Below are 19,413 nucleotides of genomic sequence, written 5' to 3' on the forward strand. Positions count from 1 at the left end.
AGAGGGTTTAATATGATCCAGAAAACTACAATTGCTGTGGATTCTTCAAATAAACCAAAGGGGATCAATTATGACACTGGAGTTCCTTTTAATGTTTTGATTGTGGATGATTCAGTTTTTACTGTAAAACAACTTACACAAATTTTTACTTCTGAAGGATTCAATATTATTGATACTGCTGGTGATGGTGAGGAAGCTGTGATTAAATATAAAAACCATTATCCTAATATTGATGTTGTTACTCTTGATATTACTATGCCCAAGATGGACGGGATAACTTGTCTTTCTAATATTATGGAATTTGATAAAAATGCTAAAGTAATAATGATTTCTGCTTTAGGAAAAGAACAGTTGGTTAAGGATTGTTTAATTAAAGGTGCAAAGACATTTATTGTGAAGCCTCTTGATAGAGCTAAGGTTCTTCAAAGAGTGATGTCTGTATTTGTTAAATGAAATAGTATATGCTTAGTAGCTTAGTATTTTTTGTAAAAAATCATTGCATTATTTATTTCATTTAGTTGTTTTGTGAAATATGACATGTTAAGATTGAAAATTTCTAGTTTATTTTTGTTATTGTTGCCTATATGTAACTCTAGCTTATAAAAGCCCTTTTTGGTATATATTAATGCTGAACTTTTAAAAATTGAATTTATGGCTTTGATTTTAAATATTTTATATTTTGAAAAATCTTTGTCAATAATTTCGCTTTGTAGTAAATATTTGTTTGCTCCTTTATAGGTTGGAGTTAGTGCTGTATAATTAATTTTATCTTTTAAAATGCTCTTTATAAAATTTTCTGTTAATTCATATATTTGCATTTCATGTGTGTCTTTTGGATGTTTGGTATAATATTCTTCTTCTATTATTAAATTAAAAGCAGAATATTTTTTAGTTGCTTCTGATGATCGTTTTTCAATTGAAGTTGTTATTAATCTTGAGTGAATTGATGTGTTAATAATTAATAACAAAAATATTTTTTTTATCATACATGTTCCTTATTGCTATTTATTATTCTTTTCACTTTTTCAATTTCTAAGGGAAGTTTGCTTCTTCTTTTTGCGTTTAGTTTGTCTTTTAATAAAACATTATTAAATGTTTTTGCCATTTCATATACTTTTTCTTCGCTAAAATGGGATGGAATTTGAATTTTTCTATACTCAATTGGGTTTTGTAATACTTTTTGCATTAGTATAATTGGATTTAGGAAACTTGCTTTAAAAAATTTATAAAAATTTGTTAAAAACAGTGCAAAAGATATAAAAAGTGTAAATAAAAATATCCCAATTACAGAATCATTTTTTCTTTGCAGATACTTATCTATATAAAATTTTGTTTGATCTATTTCTATAATTTTGTATTCGCTGGGACTATAGTAGAAAAATATATCATCAGATTTAGAATATATCGTTTTATTTGTATCTTTAATTATTAGTATAAAAGGATATTTTTCTTTGATATAGTTTTTTTCAGTTGTTATTGAAATGTTTTTTATGATATTGAATTCTTGCTTTTCTGGGATTGTATTTGCAAAACCTGAACTTGAAAATATTATAAAAAATATGAATGGAATTAGTAAACTTATTGAAAATGTTCTTGCAAATGCAACTAAGATTAGATTTTTTTCTTTTGGATTATAATAAATTTCAATCATTAAGTCGTTAAATCTAAGGAGTCTTAAGAATCTTAATTTGAAAAGTGAAAGTACAATTGGACTTAGAATTGTTTCGTGAGGATTAATTATATTTTGGATTTGATGAGAGCTATAAAATATTAAGGGAATTAGGCAATGAATTAGATCAAAAAATAAATTATTTCTTATATATATTTGTAGTTTTTGTGAAAAATAAGCTTTTGAAATTTTGTATAAAAAAATCAATATCAATATTGCATCGAATAAAAATCCAATGAATATTAGGGCAAATCGGATCTTGTATGGCAAAAAAAGTATTATTGATAATTCTTCTATTAGGAATGCAAGTATTGATGCGATTAAAGTGGCCTTAAAAAAATTTGAAAGTATTTTTACCATTTATTTTTCCTAGCTATTTCTAGAAGTTCTTTAATAATTCTTGGATCATGTTCCTTTGAGCTTAATTGTTTTATAGAAAACCAGCTCTCGTCATAACCTATAAATCCCTTTATTCTATTGTTTTTAATATTTGGTATTCTGGTTCTGTTTGAAAAAATGGATATTAATGTTGCAATTGGCGATATGTTACTTAGATTTTCATACTTAAAGAGACTTTGAGTTATCAGGCTAACTGTATTGTTATCTAAAAATTCAATTTCTCTGCTAATTAATTTTGCTATATTTTCAATATTTCTTGGAATTAATTTTATTTCTTTTTCTAAATAAAACTTAATTATTAATACTCTTAATAAGAGTAGAATTTTTATGTAGTTTTTTACAATTTTTGAAGAATCTAGCATGTCATTTTCTTTTTTGATTAGATGTATTGTGTAAGAATTTTTGTCTTCAAAAAGTTTGTTTATATAAAATGTTATATGTCCGTTACTTATAGCATTGAAATCGTATAAAAATTCTTTTCTTAAGTAAGGATTTGCTTTAATAGAACTAAATATTAATTCTAGGTTATTTTTATTAAGCTCTTTGTTAAAGAGGTCTTTTACAATATTTAGATCAATAGATTCGATGTTTGATAAAACAATAGGAGTAATTATTATGTCAGTTTTTTCTTTAACGTATTGAATAAGTAAGTCAGTATCAGATTTAAAATTTTCGTCTATAAATGTTGAAATGGTTTTTTTATTTTCTTCTAGATATTTGATTATTTCAATTTCTTTTTCAAAAATTGATAATCCCTTTATGTTTTCATGATTAAATAAATAATGATACAGATGTGGAAAATATACTTTTGAATTCATTTGATTATGTCTAAAAGTTCGGATGGACTACTTAAAATGTATTTTGCTCCGCTTTCTTTTAATTCTTTTATTGTTCTAAATCCCCATGCAACCCCTATAGGTAAAAATCCTGCATTCTGAGCAGTGAGCATATCAACATCGCTGTCTCCGATGTATGCTATTTCCTTTGGCATGAGATTTAATTCTATTATCATGTCAAGTGCATTTGCAGGATCTGGTTTTGCTTCAAATCTTGGTGAGTAGCCCCTCACTTCAAAAAAGTTTATGTCTTTGAATATATTTTGTGATATTATTAATAGTTCTTCATGGTTTTTATTGCTTAAGATTCCAACAGGAATGTTAAGTGAATTGAGTTTTCTTAAAAGTTCTGGTATACCATCGTATGCTCTTGTTAGGGAAGAAAGATTTTGATTGTATGCTTGTACAAATTCTTGATAAAGATTATCTTTGATTTGTTTATTGTTTAATTTTACGTTAAGATGCTTTAAAGTGTTCTCTACTAATTTGGAATATCCTCTGCCAACAAGAGTGTTAAATTCATCTGTTTTAATTTTTGTGTATCCTAAATTTTTTAGTGCCAAGTTCATTGAAAATGCAATATCCATGATGCTGTTTATTAAAGTTCCATCCATATCGAAAATGCAGGCTTTAATTCTCATATTTTAATCCTTTTGTCATTATCATAATGTGCCTTCATTTTATCATTATTTTTTGCCTTTTATTAAATTTATTGCATGATTTTTGATATTTTACATTGTTTTTGATTTTTTTTCTGAAAATCTCTTGAAAATATTTGTTTTTAGTTTTAACATACCTGGTTAGGGTATAAATAAATGTTATTTACCTTTGTTAAATTTCAGGTTATCTTTAATGCAAGACATATTAGTTTTAGATAAAGTTACTAAGCGATATGGTGATTTTATTGCTAATGATAATATTTGTATAAGATTTAAAAAGGGAGAAATACATGCAATTCTTGGTGAAAATGGTGCTGGCAAAACCACTTTAATGAAAACTATTTATGGAATTCACAAGCCCGATAGCGGGCAGATTTTTTTAAGAGGAAATGAACTAAAATTTAAAGATTCAAGCGAATCTATTCGAAGTGGTATTGGGATGGTTTTTCAACATTTTATGTTAATTCCAAAATTTACGGCTGTACAAAATATTATTTTAGGATATGAAGATTCAAAATTTGGATTTATTAATTATGATCATGCAAAGAGGAGGATACTTAAACTTTCTGAAAGATATGGTTTAAAAATAGATACTGATAAGCCAATTGAGGATTTAAGTGTTGGGATGGGACAAAAAGTAGAAATACTCAAAGTTCTCTATAGAAATGCAGATATTATTATTTTTGATGAACCTACAGCGGTACTTACGCCTAATGAGATTGATGAATTTATGAATGTTTTAAAAATATTGGCTGTAGAGGAGCATACTGTAATACTTATTACACATAAAATAAAAGAAATAAAGTCTGTGGCACAAAGATGTACAATTATGCGTCTTGGGAAAGTAGTTGGGACTTTTGATATTACTAAGACTGATGAGGGAATGCTTACTAAATTAATGATAGGCAAAGAAACTTCTCTTGATATTTCTAAGAGACGGATTGTTAATCACACAAATGTTCTTGAGATTAAGGATTTAAGTGTTAAAGATGAGCGGGGTGTTTTTAAAGTTAAGAATATTAGTTTAAATCTTAGAGAAGGTGAAATTTTTGGGATAGCTGGAGTTGAAGGTAGTGGTCAAGAAGAATTAGTTGAAGCAATTCTTGGGGTTAGAGATATCTTTAGCGGAGATATAGTTAAGAGAGTTGATGGCAAATTTGAATCAATCAAGGGTCTTAGTGTTAAACAAATAATAGATAGGAAAATAGGCCATATTCCATCTGATAGACAAAAGCATGGTCTTATTTTAGACTTTAATATTTTGCAAAATATTGGAATTAAAAGTTTTGATGATGTGAATTATTTAAAAATGAAGAGTAGTGGTATATGTAATGGTAAATTAAAGGTTAATTTTTTAAATACTGTTAAAAAACAGTTTGTTAATTTTAATTTAACTCTTCTTAAGGAAATAAGCGAACAACTTGCAGCTTCATTTGATATTATACCAAGAGATATTTTGAGCAAAGTTAAAAATCTATCTGGAGGTAATCAACAAAAGGTCGTTGTTGCACGTGAAATTAATTTGAAACCTGAGGTTCTCTTGGCAGTTCAACCTACAAGGGGACTTGATGTGGGTGCTATTGAAAATATTTATAAAAAATTTTTAGAGCAAAGAGATGAGGGTATGACAGTTCTTCTTGTGTCTCTTGAACTTGATGAGCTTGTGAGTGTTTGTGATAGAATAGCTGTAATGTACAATGGTGGAATTGTAGGTATTTTAGAGCATAATTTTGATTCTGTTGTTATTGGAAAAATGATGATGGGTATAGTTTAAATGAAAGTTGATAATTATAAATATAAAGAGACAATTGCAGTTTTTTTAAATTCATCGATATTTATTAATTTTTTTGCATTTTTTTTAGGGATTTTAATTCTTGGGTTAATAGTATTAATTCTTGGGTATTCTCCTTTGAGAATGTACTATATAATGATAGAGGTTGTATTTTCTTCTCCTAAACATTTTGCGTATATTGTAAGCTATGCCACGCCATTGATTTTTACAGGCCTTTCGATTGGCATCGCTTTAAGAGTGGGACTTTTTAATATTGGTGTTGAGAGTCAATTTATGCTTGGTTCGATTTCAGCTTTAATAGCTGGAATTTTTTTGGATTTCCCCCCTGTATTACACGTAATTTGCATTTTCCTTTTTGCATCTTTAGCGTCAGGAATTTTAAGTGTTTTCATTGGATATTTAAAGATTAAATTTAACATAAATGAAGTAATTTCAGGGATAATGTTTAATTGGATTTTATTTCATTTGAATAATATAATCATAGATTTGCCCACTATTAAAAAGGATAATAGTGATTTATCTAAGTCTATTCGAGAAAGCGCTTTTATTGATTTTTTTGGTTCTTGGAAACTTTCATCTGAGGGACTTGCTTATAGAGCAAAAAATCCATTTATTAATGATTTATTAAAGGCCCCTCTTAATTTTGGGATAATTGTTGGGATTATTATTGCTATTTTAATGTGGGTTTTATTGAATAAGACGATGCTTGGGTTTAAGATAAGCTCTGTTGGACGTAATATTGTCGCTTCTTATCGTGTTGGAATTGATATTAAAAAGATTTTGATGTTTACTATGTTTATTGCAGGTGCACTTGCGGGACTTGCAGGTGCTATACAGGTTATGGGTGTTAATAAGGCAATATTTAAGCTTACTTATATGGAAGGAACAGGTCTTAATGGTATAGCTGTTGCTTTGATAGGAAATAATTCTCCAATAGGAATAATATTTTCAAGTATTTTATTCTCAATTTTGTTTTATGGTAGTAGCAGAGTGCAAAGTTTAATGGGGTTGTCATCTTCAATAGTGTCTTTGATGATAGGGATAGTGGTGATTATGATTTCTGCTAGTCATTTCTTAAATAAGATGTTTTTGAGGAGTATAAAAAGTGTCAAACGCACTAATATTTCTAATTAGTGAAACGCTCATAAATTCTCAGACCTTAATTTTGGCTGGTCTTGGAGGACTTATAAGTGAGAGATGTGGAATAATCAATATTGGTCTTGAGGGCACAATGGCTCTTGGGGCATTTGTTGGTGCTACAGTTGCATATTGTTATGGTAGTCCGTTATTTGCAATTATTGCGGGGGGGCTTTCAGGACTTGTTCTTTCAATTCTTCATGCTATTTTTACTGTTTTTCTTAAATCAGATCAGATAATAACTGGGATTGCTATTAATTTTTTAGGACCATCTGTAGCGATGTTGTTTGGAACTTTTATTTTTGGTTCTGCTTCAACTCCCCCAATAGATATTAAGCTGCCCATACTTTTTGACGGAGTTTTGGATAAAAAGTCTCTTGTATTTCAGATTTTTGGTAAGAGATATTCACTCTATATTGCAATAACATGTGTTGTGCTTTTTCATGTTATGTTTAAATATACTAAAATTGGACTTAGGATTAAAGCTAGTGGTGAGGAACCAGAAGTTTTAGAATCTCTTGGAGTTAATGTATTTATGATTAGGTTTTTTTGTGTCCTGCTAAGTGGCTTATTTGCGGGAATTGCTGGAGCAGTTCTCTCTACTGTGATTGCTTCAAGTTATATGCAAGGAATTATTGGTGGGCAAGGTTTTATTGCCATCGTTATGGTGATTTTTGGGAATTGGCAACCTTTTGGAATTTTGATGGGTAGCTTTTTGTTTTCTTTTATAAGAACTTTAGTTGTTATGATGTCTCAAGTTTCTTTTTTGTCTTTCATAGTTCCTCTTAAAATATTAATCATTTTACCTTATGTTGTAGTGATTTTGAGTCTTTTGTTTTTTTCAAAAAGGAATTATGCCCCTAAAGCTTTAGGTTTACCTTATAAAAAAGATTGATTTTTATGTTTATTTCTTTTAATATACAGGTGGAATTATTTAGGGTTTATTTGAGAATTATATTTTTTGATATAAAGTTATGAAAAGTATCTACTTAATTCTTATGTTTGTTAAATTAATTAAGTGAGTGATTAATTTACGAGGTAGGTTTATGTTAAAAATTAAGCACAGGTTTATTGGTTTTTTATTTTTATGTTTGTTGATAACTGTATTGTTTTTTTCTTTAATTTTTAAGTTTATGTTGGGTAGTTATTTAGAACGTTATTATAAACAACTTACAAGAGCTCAAGTAAGACGAGCTGCTTTTGCTGTGCAGGCTTTGTTAGATACATTTTATATCATAATTGATGGTGCAAGTTCTAATTTAGCTCTTGAGACTATGAGTGAATATTCGTTTATTAAGAATGGTGGTCATATTTTTTCAGAGGTTGAATTAGACAGATTTAGGGAAAATTCTAAAATAGTTCTTGATGCTGTAAAGGGTAATAGAAAATATCGAAATCGGGTATATGAGATATTGTTCAATTTAAAACTTGATACTTTTTATGAAGAATTTGCATTTCTTGATTTGGAAGGTAAAATAATTGTTTCTACAAGACATGCCAATAATATAGATTTTGGTCAGTCTGAGTCAAATACTGAGTATTTTAAAAAATCTGTAGAAGAATATAAAAAAAGTGAATTAAATTTTATTGGTTGGTATCCTGGTCTTACTGAAGGGATAGCAGGAGAGGTTGCTATTCGATCTCACTATAAAGATAAAAAAACTTCTGCCATAGTTGTTCCTGTATATTCAGCAGAAGATAAAGTGTTTCTTGGTTATTTGGTAGGTTATTTACTTGACGATGTGATAAGAGATAAGTTAGATAGATCTAGATTTGGTTTTTATAACAGAGGAAATTTATTTTATTTAGACCCATATAATAATCTTGTTAATCCTTTAATGGAATATAATGAGAGCTCTAAAGTTAGTGCTAAATTTATTAGTGTTTTAAAGGATGTATTGTCCAAAGCCCCTATGAAACCTATTGTACCAGGCCAGATACCAATTTATCAGATTGAAAGAGCGTATTTTCCTGAGATGAAGTTGTATAATTATTATGCCATATTGCCTATTAGCAGTGAGCTTGGAGATAATAGTGGAATTCTTGTTGCCAGAATTCCTTATGAAGATATTTATGGGGTTATTTACAGTTTGGCTTTTAAATTTATTGTATGTGCTATTTTAGGCATTATTATATTGGTTGTTATTCTCTCAGTGATGTTAGAGTCAATTATTAGCTTTAGATTAAATTTGGTTAGAAATTTGGTAAAGGAAATAGTCCAAGGAAATTTAGATAAAGATTATGTTATTAATGATAATTATTCTGATGAGCTTGGTTCATTGGGCTTACAAATTGTTAAAATGAGAGATGCTATTTCGGATGCTATTGCAAGTGTTCTTAAAAACATTAGTTATGTTAATAAGGCAAGTGTTGAAGTTGCTGATTCAAGTCAAAATTTAAGTTCTAGTGCGTTGCAGCAAGCTTCAACACTTGAAGAGATGTCAGCTAATATTGAACAGATATCATCTGGAGTTGAGATGAGTGTGAATAATTCCCGAGAAACAGAGCAAATTGCCTTAATTACTAATGAGAATGCTCAAATAGGGGGTAAGGCTGTTGAAGAATCTGTTGTGGCTATGCAGTCTATTGTTGAGAAAGTCAGTGTTATTGAAGAGATAGCTAGAAAAACTAATTTGCTTGCTTTAAATGCGGCTATTGAGGCTGCAAGAGCTGGTGATGAAGGCAAGGGTTTTGCTGTTGTAGCAAGTGAAATTAGAAAACTTGCTGATCTTAGCAAAGAGTCTGCACTTGAAATTGGTGAATTAGTTGAAGAGAATTCTAGATTGGCAACGGAAGCTGGGTTGATATTTAAGGATATGTTACCTGAAATAGAAAAGACTACCAATCTTGTGAAGAAGATTTTTGAGGGAAGCTATAAGCAGAATGATCAAATTATACAGTTTAAAGAAGCTCTTGATCAGGTTGGAGAAGTAGTTCAAGCTTCAGCATCAAGCAGTGAAGAGCTTTCAAGTATGGCTGATAGGATGCTTGAAAAGGCTAAAGAGCTTAGACAAGTGATATCTTTTTTCAAAGTTAAAGATTTTGAGGTTGATGCTTGTGATAAACTTAATGCTGGTGATGATGTTTTGATGACTGAAAATCTTACTTCTTTGAATATGGAGAGTAAGTCATCTTTAGGAGATAGTCAAGATGATATACATGGTGATTCAAAGGTAAGTTATGAGTCTGTTAATAAGAGGGTAGATCCTACGAAAGCCATTGATGTTGTTGATAAAGATTTGGATTTTGATGAGGACTTTTCAGATTTTTAGAATTTATTTTTGTAAGAGGTAGTTAGCGTATGAAACTGAAGCTGAAAGTTAGGATATTACTTATTGTTAGTATTCTTATAGCAATCTTTATTTCTATATTGTTTTTCGTATTTGGTGTTTTGATTAATTCTAATTTAGTAGCTCAGCAGTTAGATCTTATGCAAAATCTTATTAGAAATGTCAAAAATTCTTTAACCATTTATCTTTCTTCAATGGAAGAGAGGGTGAAAATTAATTCAATGTATTTAGACTCTTCATCTGTATTTGAATCCATTGCTAGAAGTAAGCCTAAGAGAATAGAAGCTATTTTAGATCAAATTGAGATCTTGGTTAAAACAGGCAGAGGTAATAACCTTATGATAACCAATAGAAAAGGTGAAATAATATTTACTACTGCTGTCAAAGATAATAGTGATTATGGCATTTCTGTTGCAGATAAAGAATACTTTCTTAAGTTAAGGGGCACTAGTTCTATTTATAACTCTTCTGTGCTTTTGGCAGATTCTGGGTCTGTTGAAGAAGTTTTGATGAGGGATATTTCTAAGATTAGGAATCAATCAGGACAAATTCCTTATTTGTTAATAGGTGTTCCTTTAAGAGATCATGATACTGGTGATGTTTTTGGTTATTTTATGATCTTTTATGCTATCGATTATCTTTATAATTCATTTAAAGGTATTAGTTTTGGAGCATTGGGTAGCGGTCGTGTTATGGTATTTGACCAAACGGGATCATTTCTCATTCACCATACTTGGTTGCCTGGGGATAACTTAGTTGATGTTAATTCTTATTATAGTAGTGTCGTTAAGAGTATTTCTGAGGATTTAATTCAGAAAAATCAAGAAATTAGCTTTAGGACTTATGTTGACCCTCATGGGCAAAAATTTGTTGGGTTTGCTCAGAGAGTAACATGTAATTTGTCTAATTTTTCGTTTATGGTATATCTCAGAGCTAATGTTAATGATTTTTATTATATGACTAGACTTACTACTTTTATTTTGGGAATAAGTTTTGTAGTGACTTTAGTTATTCTTGGATTAGTTACTATTTATCTTGTAGGTAAACTCAGTGCTGTTTTAAATGGAATTTTGAGTTATTCTGGGAGACTTGCTTCTGGAGATTTTACTGTTTCAAGTTATTCTTTAGAATGGGAAACGTTAGAACTTCATGGGTTATATGAAGATTTGGAGCGTTTAAGGTCTAATTTTTCATCTGTTGTCAGAGGAGTTATTGAAAACCTTGATTACCTTTATGAAAATGCAATTCAGATAGCAAATGCGAGTCAAAATTTAAGTTCTGGAGCAGTTGAACAAGCGTCTACATTAGAAGAAATGACAGCAAATATTGAGCAGATATCTCAAGGTGTTACTGAGAATACCGATAATGCTTCTACTACTGAGAGTATTGCTGTTAACACTAATGAGAAGACCAGGGAGGGACATGAATCTGTTACTAAAGCCATTGAGGCGATGGAGGTTATTACAGATAAAATAGGTGTTATTGATGAGATAACAAGGCAAACTAATTTGCTTGCTCTAAATGCTTCTATTGAAGCTGCTAGAGTAGGGGATAAGGGTAAGGGATTTGAAGTTGTTGCTGCTGAGGTTAGAAAGCTTGCTGATCAAAGCAAGGAGTCTGCTAGAGAAATTATTGATATTGCAAATAAAAGTTTTACTGTTGCAAGTAAAGCAGGTAATAATTTTGAGCAGATTGTTCCTGGAATGGAAAAAACGGCTGGACTTGTTAAGAATATTACTCGTGAAAGTTATAACCAAAGTAATCAAATTGAACAATTTAAGAATGCAATAGAACAAGTTAGTCAATTGGTTCAAACAACAGCATCAAGTAGTGAGGAACTCTCAGCAATGTCTGAGAGAATGTTAGATAGCGTTAAACATTTGAAGGAATCAGTAGATTACTTTAAGATTGATAAGTAATTTATAGGGATAATTTAAATTATCCCTATAAATAATGATTTTAAAAATATATTATATTAGTGTTTTAAGGATTTTAGCTCCTCCTAAGCATTCGTCTTCTTGATAAAATATGCAAAATTGTCCCGGTGAAATTCCATAATCTTTTTCTTCTAGATCAACTTTTATAATATCATTTTTTAATATTTCTATTTTGCATTTTATTTTTTTCTCTCCATGTCTTATTTTGGCACTTAAGTCACTATTGTTTAATGGCTTTTTTATCCAGTTTGTTTTGTGAACTAAAAATTGTTGCTTTCCTTGTTTTAGGTAATTTGTACTATTTGAGATGTAAATGATGTTATTTTGAATATCCTTTTCTGTGACAAACCATGGGCCATGGCTGAGTTTGATACCTTTTCTTTGTCCAATTGTAAAGAACCAATATCCATTATGTGTTCCAAGTATTTTGCCTGTTTCTTGTTCGATGATATTACCTTTAAGTTCTCCTAAATGATATTTTATAAATTCATTATATTTGATTTTGCCAAGAAAACAGATTCCCTGACTGTCTTTTCTGTTTTTATTGGGCAAATCTATTGTTTGTGCTATTTGTCTTATTTCAGTTTTAAATAGGTTTCCTAATGGGAAATGAAGTTTTGATATTTGTTCTCTAGAGAGGTGAGACAGAAAATAGCTTTGATCTTTTATTTTATCTTTGGCTTGTTTAAGTATGTAGTGATCATTTTTGTTTTCTATTTTAGCATAGTGTCCTGTGACAATTAAATCATAATGTTCGTTTATCTTATCAAAGAATGCACCAAATTTTATTCTTTGATTACAAAATATATCTGGACTTGGGGTATTACCAATTTTTAATTCTTCGATAGCATAAGTTACTACTCTCTTGTAATACTCGTCTTGTAAGCTGATGATTTCATATGGTACGTTAAATTTTTTACACACAGCCTCTACATAATTGATATCTTCTTTCCAAGGGCATTCTCCTATGTAGAAAAGTTCGTCTTCAAGCCAAATTTTTAGATAATAACACTTTATATTTTTATATCCTTTTTGTATCATTGTGTAAAGAGCCACAGAGCTGTCTACTCCACCGGATAGAAGTACTGCTATTTGCATAATTTGTTTCTCCTTTCATCATAGCATATTGAACTTTGATGTTTTTATGATCTATAGTATATTACTTGGTAATTATTTTTTTAATCGGGGGTAATTGATGAAAGTGGGTATTAGTGATATTAGAGTTTTTTTGCCTTTAAATTGTTTAAACTTACATGTTCTTTTAAACAATTCTTTATATAATTCTGATGAAAATTTTTTTAAGAAATTTAATAGAGCAATTGATGCAACCCTTCAGAAAGCGTTTAGATTTACAAGTCCTAATGAAGACAGTGTTACAATGGCAAGCTCCGCTGTTAAGCTAATTTTTGATAATAATAATCTTGATTTAGATAAAATGAGAGTATTTTTAGGTGGCACTGAGACGGGTGTAGATTATTCAAAGTCAATTTCATCTTATGTCTATGGAGCTTTGAAGTTAGCTGGTATTAATTTATCAAATAATTTCTTAACTTTTCAGGTTCAACATGCATGTGCAGCTTCTGTACTGTCTTTGCACAGTACTGCAAGTATTTTAAGTCATTCAGATAAATCTGAATATGGAATAGTATTTTCTAGTGATATTGCACATTATAGTAATCTTACTACAGCAGAGATTACTCAAGGGGCTGGAGCAACAGCAGTCCTTATTGAGCAAAATCCAAAAGTTTTATCTATTAATTTGTCTGAGTTTGGGGTTTATACTGATGATGTTGATGATTTTTTTAGACCATTTGGCAGTCTTGAGGCTAAGGTAAAGGGACGTTATTCTATTGAATGTTATAATAAGGCAAATGAAGAGGCTTTAGCAAATTTTGCATATAAGAAAAATATGAGTATTAAGGATTTATTTTCTAAATATAGGTTTATTTTACATGTACCTTTTGCACAAATGCCTATAGACTCAATGCATTATGTTTTAAAGAAATATTATAGTGAAGATGAATTTGAGAGGAATGCTTATTTAGAATCAATAGACTTTTATGATTCTGTTGAGGCTTCTAAGGAGGTAGGAAATTTATATACAGGATCAATATTTTTATCTTTAATGTCTTATTTGAAGCGAGTATTTGCAAAAAAGGATATTAGTGGTGAGAGAATACTTTTTTGTTCTTATGGATCTGGTAATATTATGGTTATTTATGAGCTTACAGTTGAAGAGAATGCTCATCGTGTTGTTAGGACTTGGGATATTGATAAAATGTTTTCAGTGAGACATGATGCAAATTTTGATGAGTATAGAGATTTTTTTGAAAATAGGATCGTTCCAGGTGAATCCCAAGGGTTTTATTTAAAGGAAATTAGAGAAGATGGATACCGGGTTTATGGGTATCGAACCTAATATATTAAATAATAAAAAACGACAAATTGAAATTTGTTTAAATAAAGAGGATGTTAATAAAAGTGATAATCTTTTAAATTTTGTTAATTTAAAGCATGATGCACTTAGTGAGCTTGATTTTTGTGAGATAAATACAAGAGAGAGTATATTTGGTTATGATATTGCCATGCCTATTTTTATCTCATCAATGACAGGAGGCGTTAAAGAGGGTAATAATCTGAATAAGTCTCTTGTTAAGATTGCAAATGATTTAAGAATTCCAATGAGTTTGGGATCCTTTAAGCTTGTATTTAAATATCCTGAATATATTAAAGATTTTTCTTTAAGGAAGTATGCTCATAATATTCCTTTATTTTCAAATATTGGTGCTACTCAGTTAAGAGAATTTGGGATTTTTGAAATAGTTGAAATGAATAAGAGATTTGAGGTTGATGCCATAATTGTACATTTGAATTCAGGTCAAGAATTAATGAATTTAAGAGGCGAGAGAAATTTTAGAGGAATTAAAGACTCAATTGCTAGCCTTTGCTCTGTATCAAATATTCCAGTTATTGTTAAAGAGACTGGCTTTGGGATTTCTCCCGATTCTGTTATCAGTTTGCTAGATCTTGGAGTTTCTTATGTTGATCTTGCTGGTAGTGGTGGAACTAATTGGGTTTTGGTTGAAGGAATTAAAGAAGAAAATTTGGATGTTGCGTCTTGTTTTGCTAACTGGGGCATATCGTCGGTTTTAACATTACTTAGTATTAAGGATTTTTTTAAAGATAGAGTTTTTGCATCAGGAGGATATGAGACTGGAATGGATATTGCCAAGGGCATTGCGCTTGGGGCTAAATTGGTAGGTATTGCAGCATCTATTCTAAGGGCTTTTTATTCGGGAGGGGAGAGTGCTTTATATAACCTTTTAAAAGGTTATGAATATGTTTTAAAGATGTCTATGCTTTTAAGTAATAGTAAGGATTTGGCACAGTTTAGGTTAAATAAATATTTTTTAAGTTATCCGTTGCCGTTTAATGTTAAGAGCTTTAAAGATTTTTATGAGACTTAGTGAGAATTTTAGAAGTAAAAGTATTTTAGATAAAAAACGAGAGATAAAGAGTCTTTTGAAATTGAATCTTTGTGATTTTTTTTATGATTCTGCTGATGAAGATTTTCTTTGTCACATGATAGAGAATTATGTTGGTTATTTATCTTTGCCCATTGGCATTGTAAAGAATTTAAAGGTAAATGGCAAGTATTATACTGTACCTATTGCTACAGAAGAACCCTCAGTTATTGCTGCATTAAATTTGTCAGCTAAGATTCTTGAGCATGCTAATTTAAGTTATTCTGTGGGTGAGGTGTTAGGAATTGCTCAAATTTATATAAAAACAGATAAAGATTTAAGTGATATGTTTTTTGGTCTTTTTGAAAAGATTGATTTTTGGTCTAAGCCTCTTTTGCATAATATGGAACGTAGAGGCGGTGGATTTAGAAAACTTTCAACTAAGTTTATTAAGGAAATTGGTATTCAGAAATTAAATATCTATGTAGATGTTTGTGATGTTATGGGTTCAAATTTGCTAAATTCAATAGCTGAGAGAGTGGCTCATCATATTACTCTAGAGTTTGGGTATGAGTGTATTTTAAAAATTTTAAGTAATGATTCGAATGATTTTGCTATAAAAGCTAATTTTAAATTAAATGTTAATGATTTGCTTAAAGATAATGAAGAATCTTTAGTTTTGGCTAAAAATATTTCACTTATTTCTAAGATAGGGTTTTTTGAAGAAGAACGTGCTGTTACTAATAACAAAGGTATTATGAATGGCATAACAGGTTTATGTGTTGCTACACTTAATGATACAAGGGCTCTTGAGGCATGCATACATAAATTTGCTTCAAAAAGTGGTATATATTTGCCTCTTAGTAAATTTTATATTTCTGATGAAAATTTGATTGGAGAGATTGAATTGCCTTTACAGGTTGGTATTAAAGGAGGTTCGGCTGGTTCTCATAAAGCGGCTATATTGAGCTTTAAGATTATGGGTATTGATTGCAAAAAAGAGTTTATGGGTGTTCTCTCTTGTATTGGTCTTGCAAGTAATTTTGCGGCTCTAAGAGCACTTGCTTTTGATGGAATTCAGCGAGGACATATGAAGTTGCATGTTAATAAGATTTTATATTTTCTTGAAAGAGATTATACTATTTCTAGTGATGAGAGAGAAAAAATATTATTTAAAATGAGTGAGAGTGGAATTTATTCCCTTGATTTTGCTCTTAAAATTTTAGAGGATTTGAGAGCATAGTGTGAAGATTAGATGTAAGGTAAATCCTAGTCTGGCATTAATTAAGTATTGGGGAAAAAGAGATAAATTTTTAAATATTCCAGCTACTTCAAGCATTGCTATAAGTGTTGATAAATTTTATTCAATAAGTGAACTTGAATTGTCATGTAAGGATGAAATAATTTTAAATTCACGGGCTGTTGTGTTGAGAGAGAGAGAAATAAATTTTTTTAACTATGCAAGAAAAATCTTAAATAAGCCAAATGTTGGGTTTAGGGTAATTAGTGAAAATAATTTTCCAACAGCCGCAGGACTTGCAAGTTCAAGCTCTGGTTTTGCATCTATTGCTGCTTGTATTTTAAGATATTTTAATCAATATTCTCATCAAAAAGCTTCACAGCTTGCAAGAATAGGTTCAGCATCAGCATCAAGAGCTATTTATGGTGGATTTACCTTTTTAAAGGAAGGTGCAAGGAGTGCATTTCAGTTGGATAGTTTTAATTGTTTTAGTGATTTATGCATAATATTTGCTATAGTTGATAGCAGGAAAAAAGAGATTTCTTCAAGGGTTGCCATGGAGATTTGCAAGCAAGAAAAATTTTATTGGAATGCGTGGATTGAATCAAGTCGGAATATATTTAAGGAAGCTTTGTATTTCCTTTTAAAAGGAGATTTTAATGGATTTGGCCTTAAAATTGTAAAGAGTTATCAGTGTATGTTTGCTTTAATGTTATCATCTTCCATTATTTATTTTAAGAGTAATACTATAGAATTAATCAAGTATATTGCCGATCTTAGAAGTAAAGGTATTCCTGTTTTTGAAACAATGGATGCTGGGCCGCAGGTTAAGGTGTTGTGTTTAAAGAAAGATTTGGAATTAATTTTGACTAAACTTACTAGCAATTTTAGAGATGTTAATTTTGTTGTTTCAAAAATTGGAAATGGTTTAGAATGGATATAATTAGTTTTTCAGTACCTGGTAATTTACTTTTGATGGGTGAATATTTTATTTTGGAAGAAGATGGTTTTGGTCTTGCAGTTGCAATAAAAGAAAGAGCTTATTTTTCTTTTAAACGAAGTGATACTTGGCGTTTTTTTGCTAAAAAAACCAAAATTGATGATTTTACTTTAATAGAAAATAATGATGATTTTGTTTTTAGGATGTTTAGGTATTTAAAACAGAAATATTTTACTAATTTAGAAGATTTTTCCTTTAATGTTTATATTGATACAAGTAATTTTTTTTTAAATAGTGGTGTAAAGAAAGGATTTGGTTCGAGTGCTGTTGTTGCTGTTGGGATTGTATGTGGAATTTTTTTGATTTTGAATAATGATAATTATTTTGTTAAAGATAAAATTTTTATGTATTGTCTAGAATCTTATAGGTATGCTCAAGGATGTATGGGTAGTGGATATGATATTGCTACTAGTCTTTTTGGTGGGGTTATTCAGTTTAAGGGCGGAGATCTTCCTTCGTATGAGCGTTTAGAGAATATATGTTTTAATAATTTTTATTTAATGCGAGGTCCTAGTCCAGTTAAAACTACTAGTTCGATTATTAAGTATTATGAACATAAAAATTCTTTAATGAGTTTTATAAAAGATATTAATATTGTAATGAAAAAAATTATTCTTAATATTAACAATTCTTCTGATTGTTTATTATCTGGTTTGAAATTGGCAAAAAATATAGGATTAGACATTGGGGAAAAGATAGGCATTTCTGCTAATTTGCCTTTAAATCTTGCTTATCTTGAAAATGAATGTACTTTAATTAAGGCTTTGGGTGCTGGAAATGAGACTTTTTTAGTATATGAGCCAAATTTTGAAGTTTTTGAACAATTTAATATTGAACCAATAGAGCTAGATTTAGATGGTGTTAAATTTCAGTAAATGTTTATAATAAAAAAGCCTTCTAAAATACTATTTTTAGGAGAACATAGTGCTGTATATGGTTTTCCAGTGATTGGTGCTACGATACCTTTTTATATGTACTTGGTTTATACGTTTTCTGATTCTTGGAAATATTTGGGAGTTCCTTCTTTAAAAATAGACGAGGTAATACATTTTATTAATAAGAGGTTTAATAAAGTTCGACCTATTGAATTTTTAATATTTTCCCAGATTCCAGTTGGATTGGGTTTTGGTTCTTCTGCTAGTCTTAGTTTATGTTTTGCTGAATATATTGTAAGTCATGATGAATATCGTACTTATGATAAAATTTTGTTGGCAAGGGAAATTGAAAATATTTTTCATGGAAGATCTTCTGGGATGGATGTTTTGCTTGTTGAGTTAGATGGAACTTTTTATTTAGAGAGAAAAAATGGGTCTTTCAGTTATCGAAGAATAGCATTTTGTAATTTTTATTTTTTGATTGGAGCAATCAGAAGGGAATGTACAACAAATAAAATCATATCTGATTTGAATTACAGAATTTCTCTTGATAATAGTCAATTTGAAATTATTGAAAAGCTTGGTTGTATTGTTAAGAATTCTTATGTTGCTTTTAATAAACGTGATATTCTTTTATTGACGAATAATATTGATATTGCGAATAATTATTTAAATTCTTTGGGTTTATCTTCAGGTACGCTTGATTATGTAATAGAAAAAGGTAGACAATTTAAGGCTCTTTCTGGCAAATTGAGTGGTGCTGGCAGAGGTGGGGCTTTTATTTTGCTTTTTCAGGATAAAAATGATGCTAGCTTATGCTTGGAGGAGTTAAGTAAAGATTTAGATAAGAATAATATTAACTTGATTTTTCCACTTAGAATATTCAAGTGTTAAATATATAAAGGCATATACGAAAAACGTTTTGATAAGCTAATAAATTACATGCTGTGTGGTGTTTTTTTAGTAGCTTTATAGAAAACAGCATGTTTTAAACCCAATTTAATAAAGTAATTTTGGGTTCAGAGGGATTCGAACCCCCGACATCCTGCTTGTAAGGCAGGCGCTCTGACCATCTGAGCTATGAACCCTTTTGATACTGAAAGACATTATATAAA

16 protein-coding genes, 1 tRNA gene and 1 pseudogene are annotated in these 19,413 nt (G+C 29.7%); 12 read left to right on the top strand and 6 right to left on the bottom strand.

What is annotated here, in order from left to right; translation table 11 throughout:
- Positions 1–12 precede the first annotated feature (12 nt).
- The gene (locus bpuSUM_RS03390) at positions 13–453 is read left to right on the top strand and encodes a response regulator (RefSeq protein WP_247065833.1); all 441 of its coding nucleotides are present in this window, start codon (positions 13–15) and stop codon (positions 451–453) included.
- Between the two features lie 20 nt (positions 454–473).
- Here the strand turns inward: bpuSUM_RS03390 and bpuSUM_RS03395 are convergent, their stop codons facing one another.
- Genes bpuSUM_RS03395 through bpuSUM_RS03410 form a run of 4 tightly spaced genes read right to left on the bottom strand, consistent with a single transcriptional unit; the run spans position 474 to position 3,545 of the window.
- On the bottom strand, positions 474–986 hold the full coding sequence (locus bpuSUM_RS03395; RefSeq protein ID WP_247065834.1) for a hypothetical protein: 513 nt from the start codon (positions 984–986) through the stop codon (positions 474–476).
- Positions 983–2,029: a hypothetical protein gene (locus tag bpuSUM_RS03400; protein WP_247065837.1), complete on the bottom strand. Its 1,047-nt coding sequence runs from the start codon at positions 2,027–2,029 to the stop codon at positions 983–985. Before bpuSUM_RS03400 ends, bpuSUM_RS03395 begins: the two co-directional genes overlap by 4 nt.
- On the bottom strand, positions 2,023–2,886 hold the full coding sequence (locus bpuSUM_RS03405; protein WP_247065838.1) for a hypothetical protein: 864 nt from the start codon (positions 2,884–2,886) through the stop codon (positions 2,023–2,025). Before bpuSUM_RS03405 ends, bpuSUM_RS03400 begins: the two co-directional genes overlap by 7 nt.
- Entirely contained in the window at positions 2,883–3,545 is a 663-nt protein-coding gene (locus tag bpuSUM_RS03410; RefSeq protein ID WP_247065840.1) for an HAD family hydrolase, read from the bottom strand. Before bpuSUM_RS03410 ends, bpuSUM_RS03405 begins: the two co-directional genes overlap by 4 nt.
- A 211-nt stretch (positions 3,546–3,756) precedes the next feature.
- Between bpuSUM_RS03410 and bpuSUM_RS03415 the strand changes: the two genes are divergently transcribed.
- The 5 genes and pseudogenes from bpuSUM_RS03415 to bpuSUM_RS03435 all read left to right on the top strand — a co-directional run bounded on the left by bpuSUM_RS03415 (position 3,757) and on the right by bpuSUM_RS03435 (position 11,701).
- Positions 3,757–5,337: an ABC transporter ATP-binding protein gene (locus bpuSUM_RS03415; protein ID WP_247065842.1), complete on the top strand. Its 1,581-nt coding sequence runs from the start codon at positions 3,757–3,759 to the stop codon at positions 5,335–5,337.
- Positions 5,338–6,489, top strand: coding sequence for an ABC transporter permease (locus bpuSUM_RS03420; protein ID WP_247065844.1), 1,152 nt, complete (start codon positions 5,338–5,340; stop codon positions 6,487–6,489). It abuts the gene before it with no gap.
- A complete protein-coding gene (locus bpuSUM_RS03425) occupies positions 6,461–7,387 on the top strand; it encodes an ABC transporter permease (RefSeq protein ID WP_247065846.1) in 927 nt (308 codons plus the stop codon). Before bpuSUM_RS03420 ends, bpuSUM_RS03425 begins: the two co-directional genes overlap by 29 nt.
- A 1,087-nt stretch (positions 7,388–8,474) precedes the next feature.
- Positions 8,475–9,764: pseudogene (locus bpuSUM_RS10065) on the top strand (methyl-accepting chemotaxis protein); the annotation flags it as partial.
- A gap of 35 nt (positions 9,765–9,799) precedes the next feature.
- A complete protein-coding gene (locus bpuSUM_RS03435; protein ID WP_247066316.1) occupies positions 9,800–11,701 on the top strand; it encodes a methyl-accepting chemotaxis protein in 1,902 nt (633 codons plus the stop codon).
- A gap of 51 nt (positions 11,702–11,752) precedes the next feature.
- On the opposite strand, the gene mnmA is transcribed toward bpuSUM_RS03435, so the two are convergent.
- Positions 11,753–12,817, bottom strand: coding sequence for a tRNA 2-thiouridine(34) synthase MnmA (gene mnmA / locus bpuSUM_RS03440; RefSeq protein WP_247065849.1), 1,065 nt, complete (start codon positions 12,815–12,817; stop codon positions 11,753–11,755).
- Between the two features lie 97 nt (positions 12,818–12,914).
- Between mnmA and bpuSUM_RS03445 the strand changes: the two genes are divergently transcribed.
- The 6 genes from bpuSUM_RS03445 to mvk are packed head-to-tail and all read left to right on the top strand — an operon-like array spanning position 12,915 to position 19,192.
- Positions 12,915–14,138 carry a hydroxymethylglutaryl-CoA synthase gene (locus bpuSUM_RS03445; RefSeq protein ID WP_247065851.1) on the top strand — a complete coding sequence of 408 codons (1,224 nt, stop codon included), beginning with the start codon at positions 12,915–12,917 and terminating at the stop codon, positions 14,136–14,138.
- On the top strand, positions 14,122–15,186 hold the full coding sequence (gene fni / locus bpuSUM_RS03450; protein ID WP_247066318.1) for a type 2 isopentenyl-diphosphate Delta-isomerase: 1,065 nt from the start codon (positions 14,122–14,124) through the stop codon (positions 15,184–15,186). The genes bpuSUM_RS03445 and fni overlap by 17 nt, the downstream gene beginning before the upstream one ends.
- Complete coding sequence (locus tag bpuSUM_RS03455) at positions 15,176–16,426, top strand: hydroxymethylglutaryl-CoA reductase, degradative (RefSeq protein WP_247065853.1); 1,251 nt, start codon at positions 15,176–15,178, stop codon at positions 16,424–16,426. The genes fni and bpuSUM_RS03455 overlap by 11 nt, the downstream gene beginning before the upstream one ends.
- A gap of 1 nt (position 16,427) precedes the next feature.
- Positions 16,428–17,366: a diphosphomevalonate decarboxylase gene (mvaD, locus tag bpuSUM_RS03460; protein WP_247065855.1), complete on the top strand. Its 939-nt coding sequence runs from the start codon at positions 16,428–16,430 to the stop codon at positions 17,364–17,366.
- Complete coding sequence (locus bpuSUM_RS03465; protein ID WP_247065856.1) at positions 17,357–18,298, top strand: phosphomevalonate kinase; 942 nt, start codon at positions 17,357–17,359, stop codon at positions 18,296–18,298. The genes mvaD and bpuSUM_RS03465 overlap by 10 nt, the downstream gene beginning before the upstream one ends.
- Positions 18,299–19,192, top strand: a complete 894-nt coding sequence (gene mvk, locus bpuSUM_RS03470) for a mevalonate kinase (protein WP_247065859.1) — start codon at positions 18,299–18,301, stop codon at positions 19,190–19,192. It begins immediately after the preceding gene.
- A 120-nt stretch (positions 19,193–19,312) separates the two neighbouring features.
- Here mvk and bpuSUM_RS03475 read toward each other — a convergent pair.
- Positions 19,313–19,386: transfer RNA gene (locus tag bpuSUM_RS03475), tRNA-Val, on the bottom strand.
- Between the last annotated feature and the right edge of the window lie 27 nt (positions 19,387–19,413).

The sequence above is a fragment of the Borrelia puertoricensis genome, from assembly GCF_023035875.1.
In the GTDB taxonomy this organism is placed as follows: Bacteria; Spirochaetota; Spirochaetia; order Borreliales; family Borreliaceae; genus Borrelia; species Borrelia puertoricensis.

Bases quoted from the DNA above. Each gene is read 5' to 3' on its own strand.
- bpuSUM_RS03390 (WP_247065833.1), top strand. From the start codon at position 13: ATGATCCAGAAAACTACAATTGCTGTGGATTCTTCAAATAAACCAAAG.
- bpuSUM_RS03395 (WP_247065834.1), bottom strand. From the start codon at position 986: ATGATAAAAAAAATATTTTTGTTATTAATTATTAACACATCAATTCAC.
- bpuSUM_RS03400 (WP_247065837.1), bottom strand. From the start codon at position 2,029: ATGGTAAAAATACTTTCAAATTTTTTTAAGGCCACTTTAATCGCATCA.
- bpuSUM_RS03405 (WP_247065838.1), bottom strand. From the start codon at position 2,886: ATGAATTCAAAAGTATATTTTCCACATCTGTATCATTATTTATTTAAT.
- bpuSUM_RS03410 (WP_247065840.1), bottom strand. From the start codon at position 3,545: ATGAGAATTAAAGCCTGCATTTTCGATATGGATGGAACTTTAATAAAC.
- bpuSUM_RS03415 (WP_247065842.1), top strand. From the start codon at position 3,757: ATGCAAGACATATTAGTTTTAGATAAAGTTACTAAGCGATATGGTGAT.
- bpuSUM_RS03420 (WP_247065844.1), top strand. From the start codon at position 5,338: ATGAAAGTTGATAATTATAAATATAAAGAGACAATTGCAGTTTTTTTA.
- mnmA (WP_247065849.1), bottom strand. From the start codon at position 12,817: ATGCAAATAGCAGTACTTCTATCCGGTGGAGTAGACAGCTCTGTGGCT.
- bpuSUM_RS03445 (WP_247065851.1), top strand. From the start codon at position 12,915: ATGAAAGTGGGTATTAGTGATATTAGAGTTTTTTTGCCTTTAAATTGT.
- fni (WP_247066318.1), top strand. From the start codon at position 14,122: ATGGGTATCGAACCTAATATATTAAATAATAAAAAACGACAAATTGAA.
- bpuSUM_RS03455 (WP_247065853.1), top strand. From the start codon at position 15,176: ATGAGACTTAGTGAGAATTTTAGAAGTAAAAGTATTTTAGATAAAAAA.
- bpuSUM_RS03465 (WP_247065856.1), top strand. From the start codon at position 17,357: ATGGATATAATTAGTTTTTCAGTACCTGGTAATTTACTTTTGATGGGT.
- mvk (WP_247065859.1), top strand. From the start codon at position 18,299: ATGTTTATAATAAAAAAGCCTTCTAAAATACTATTTTTAGGAGAACAT.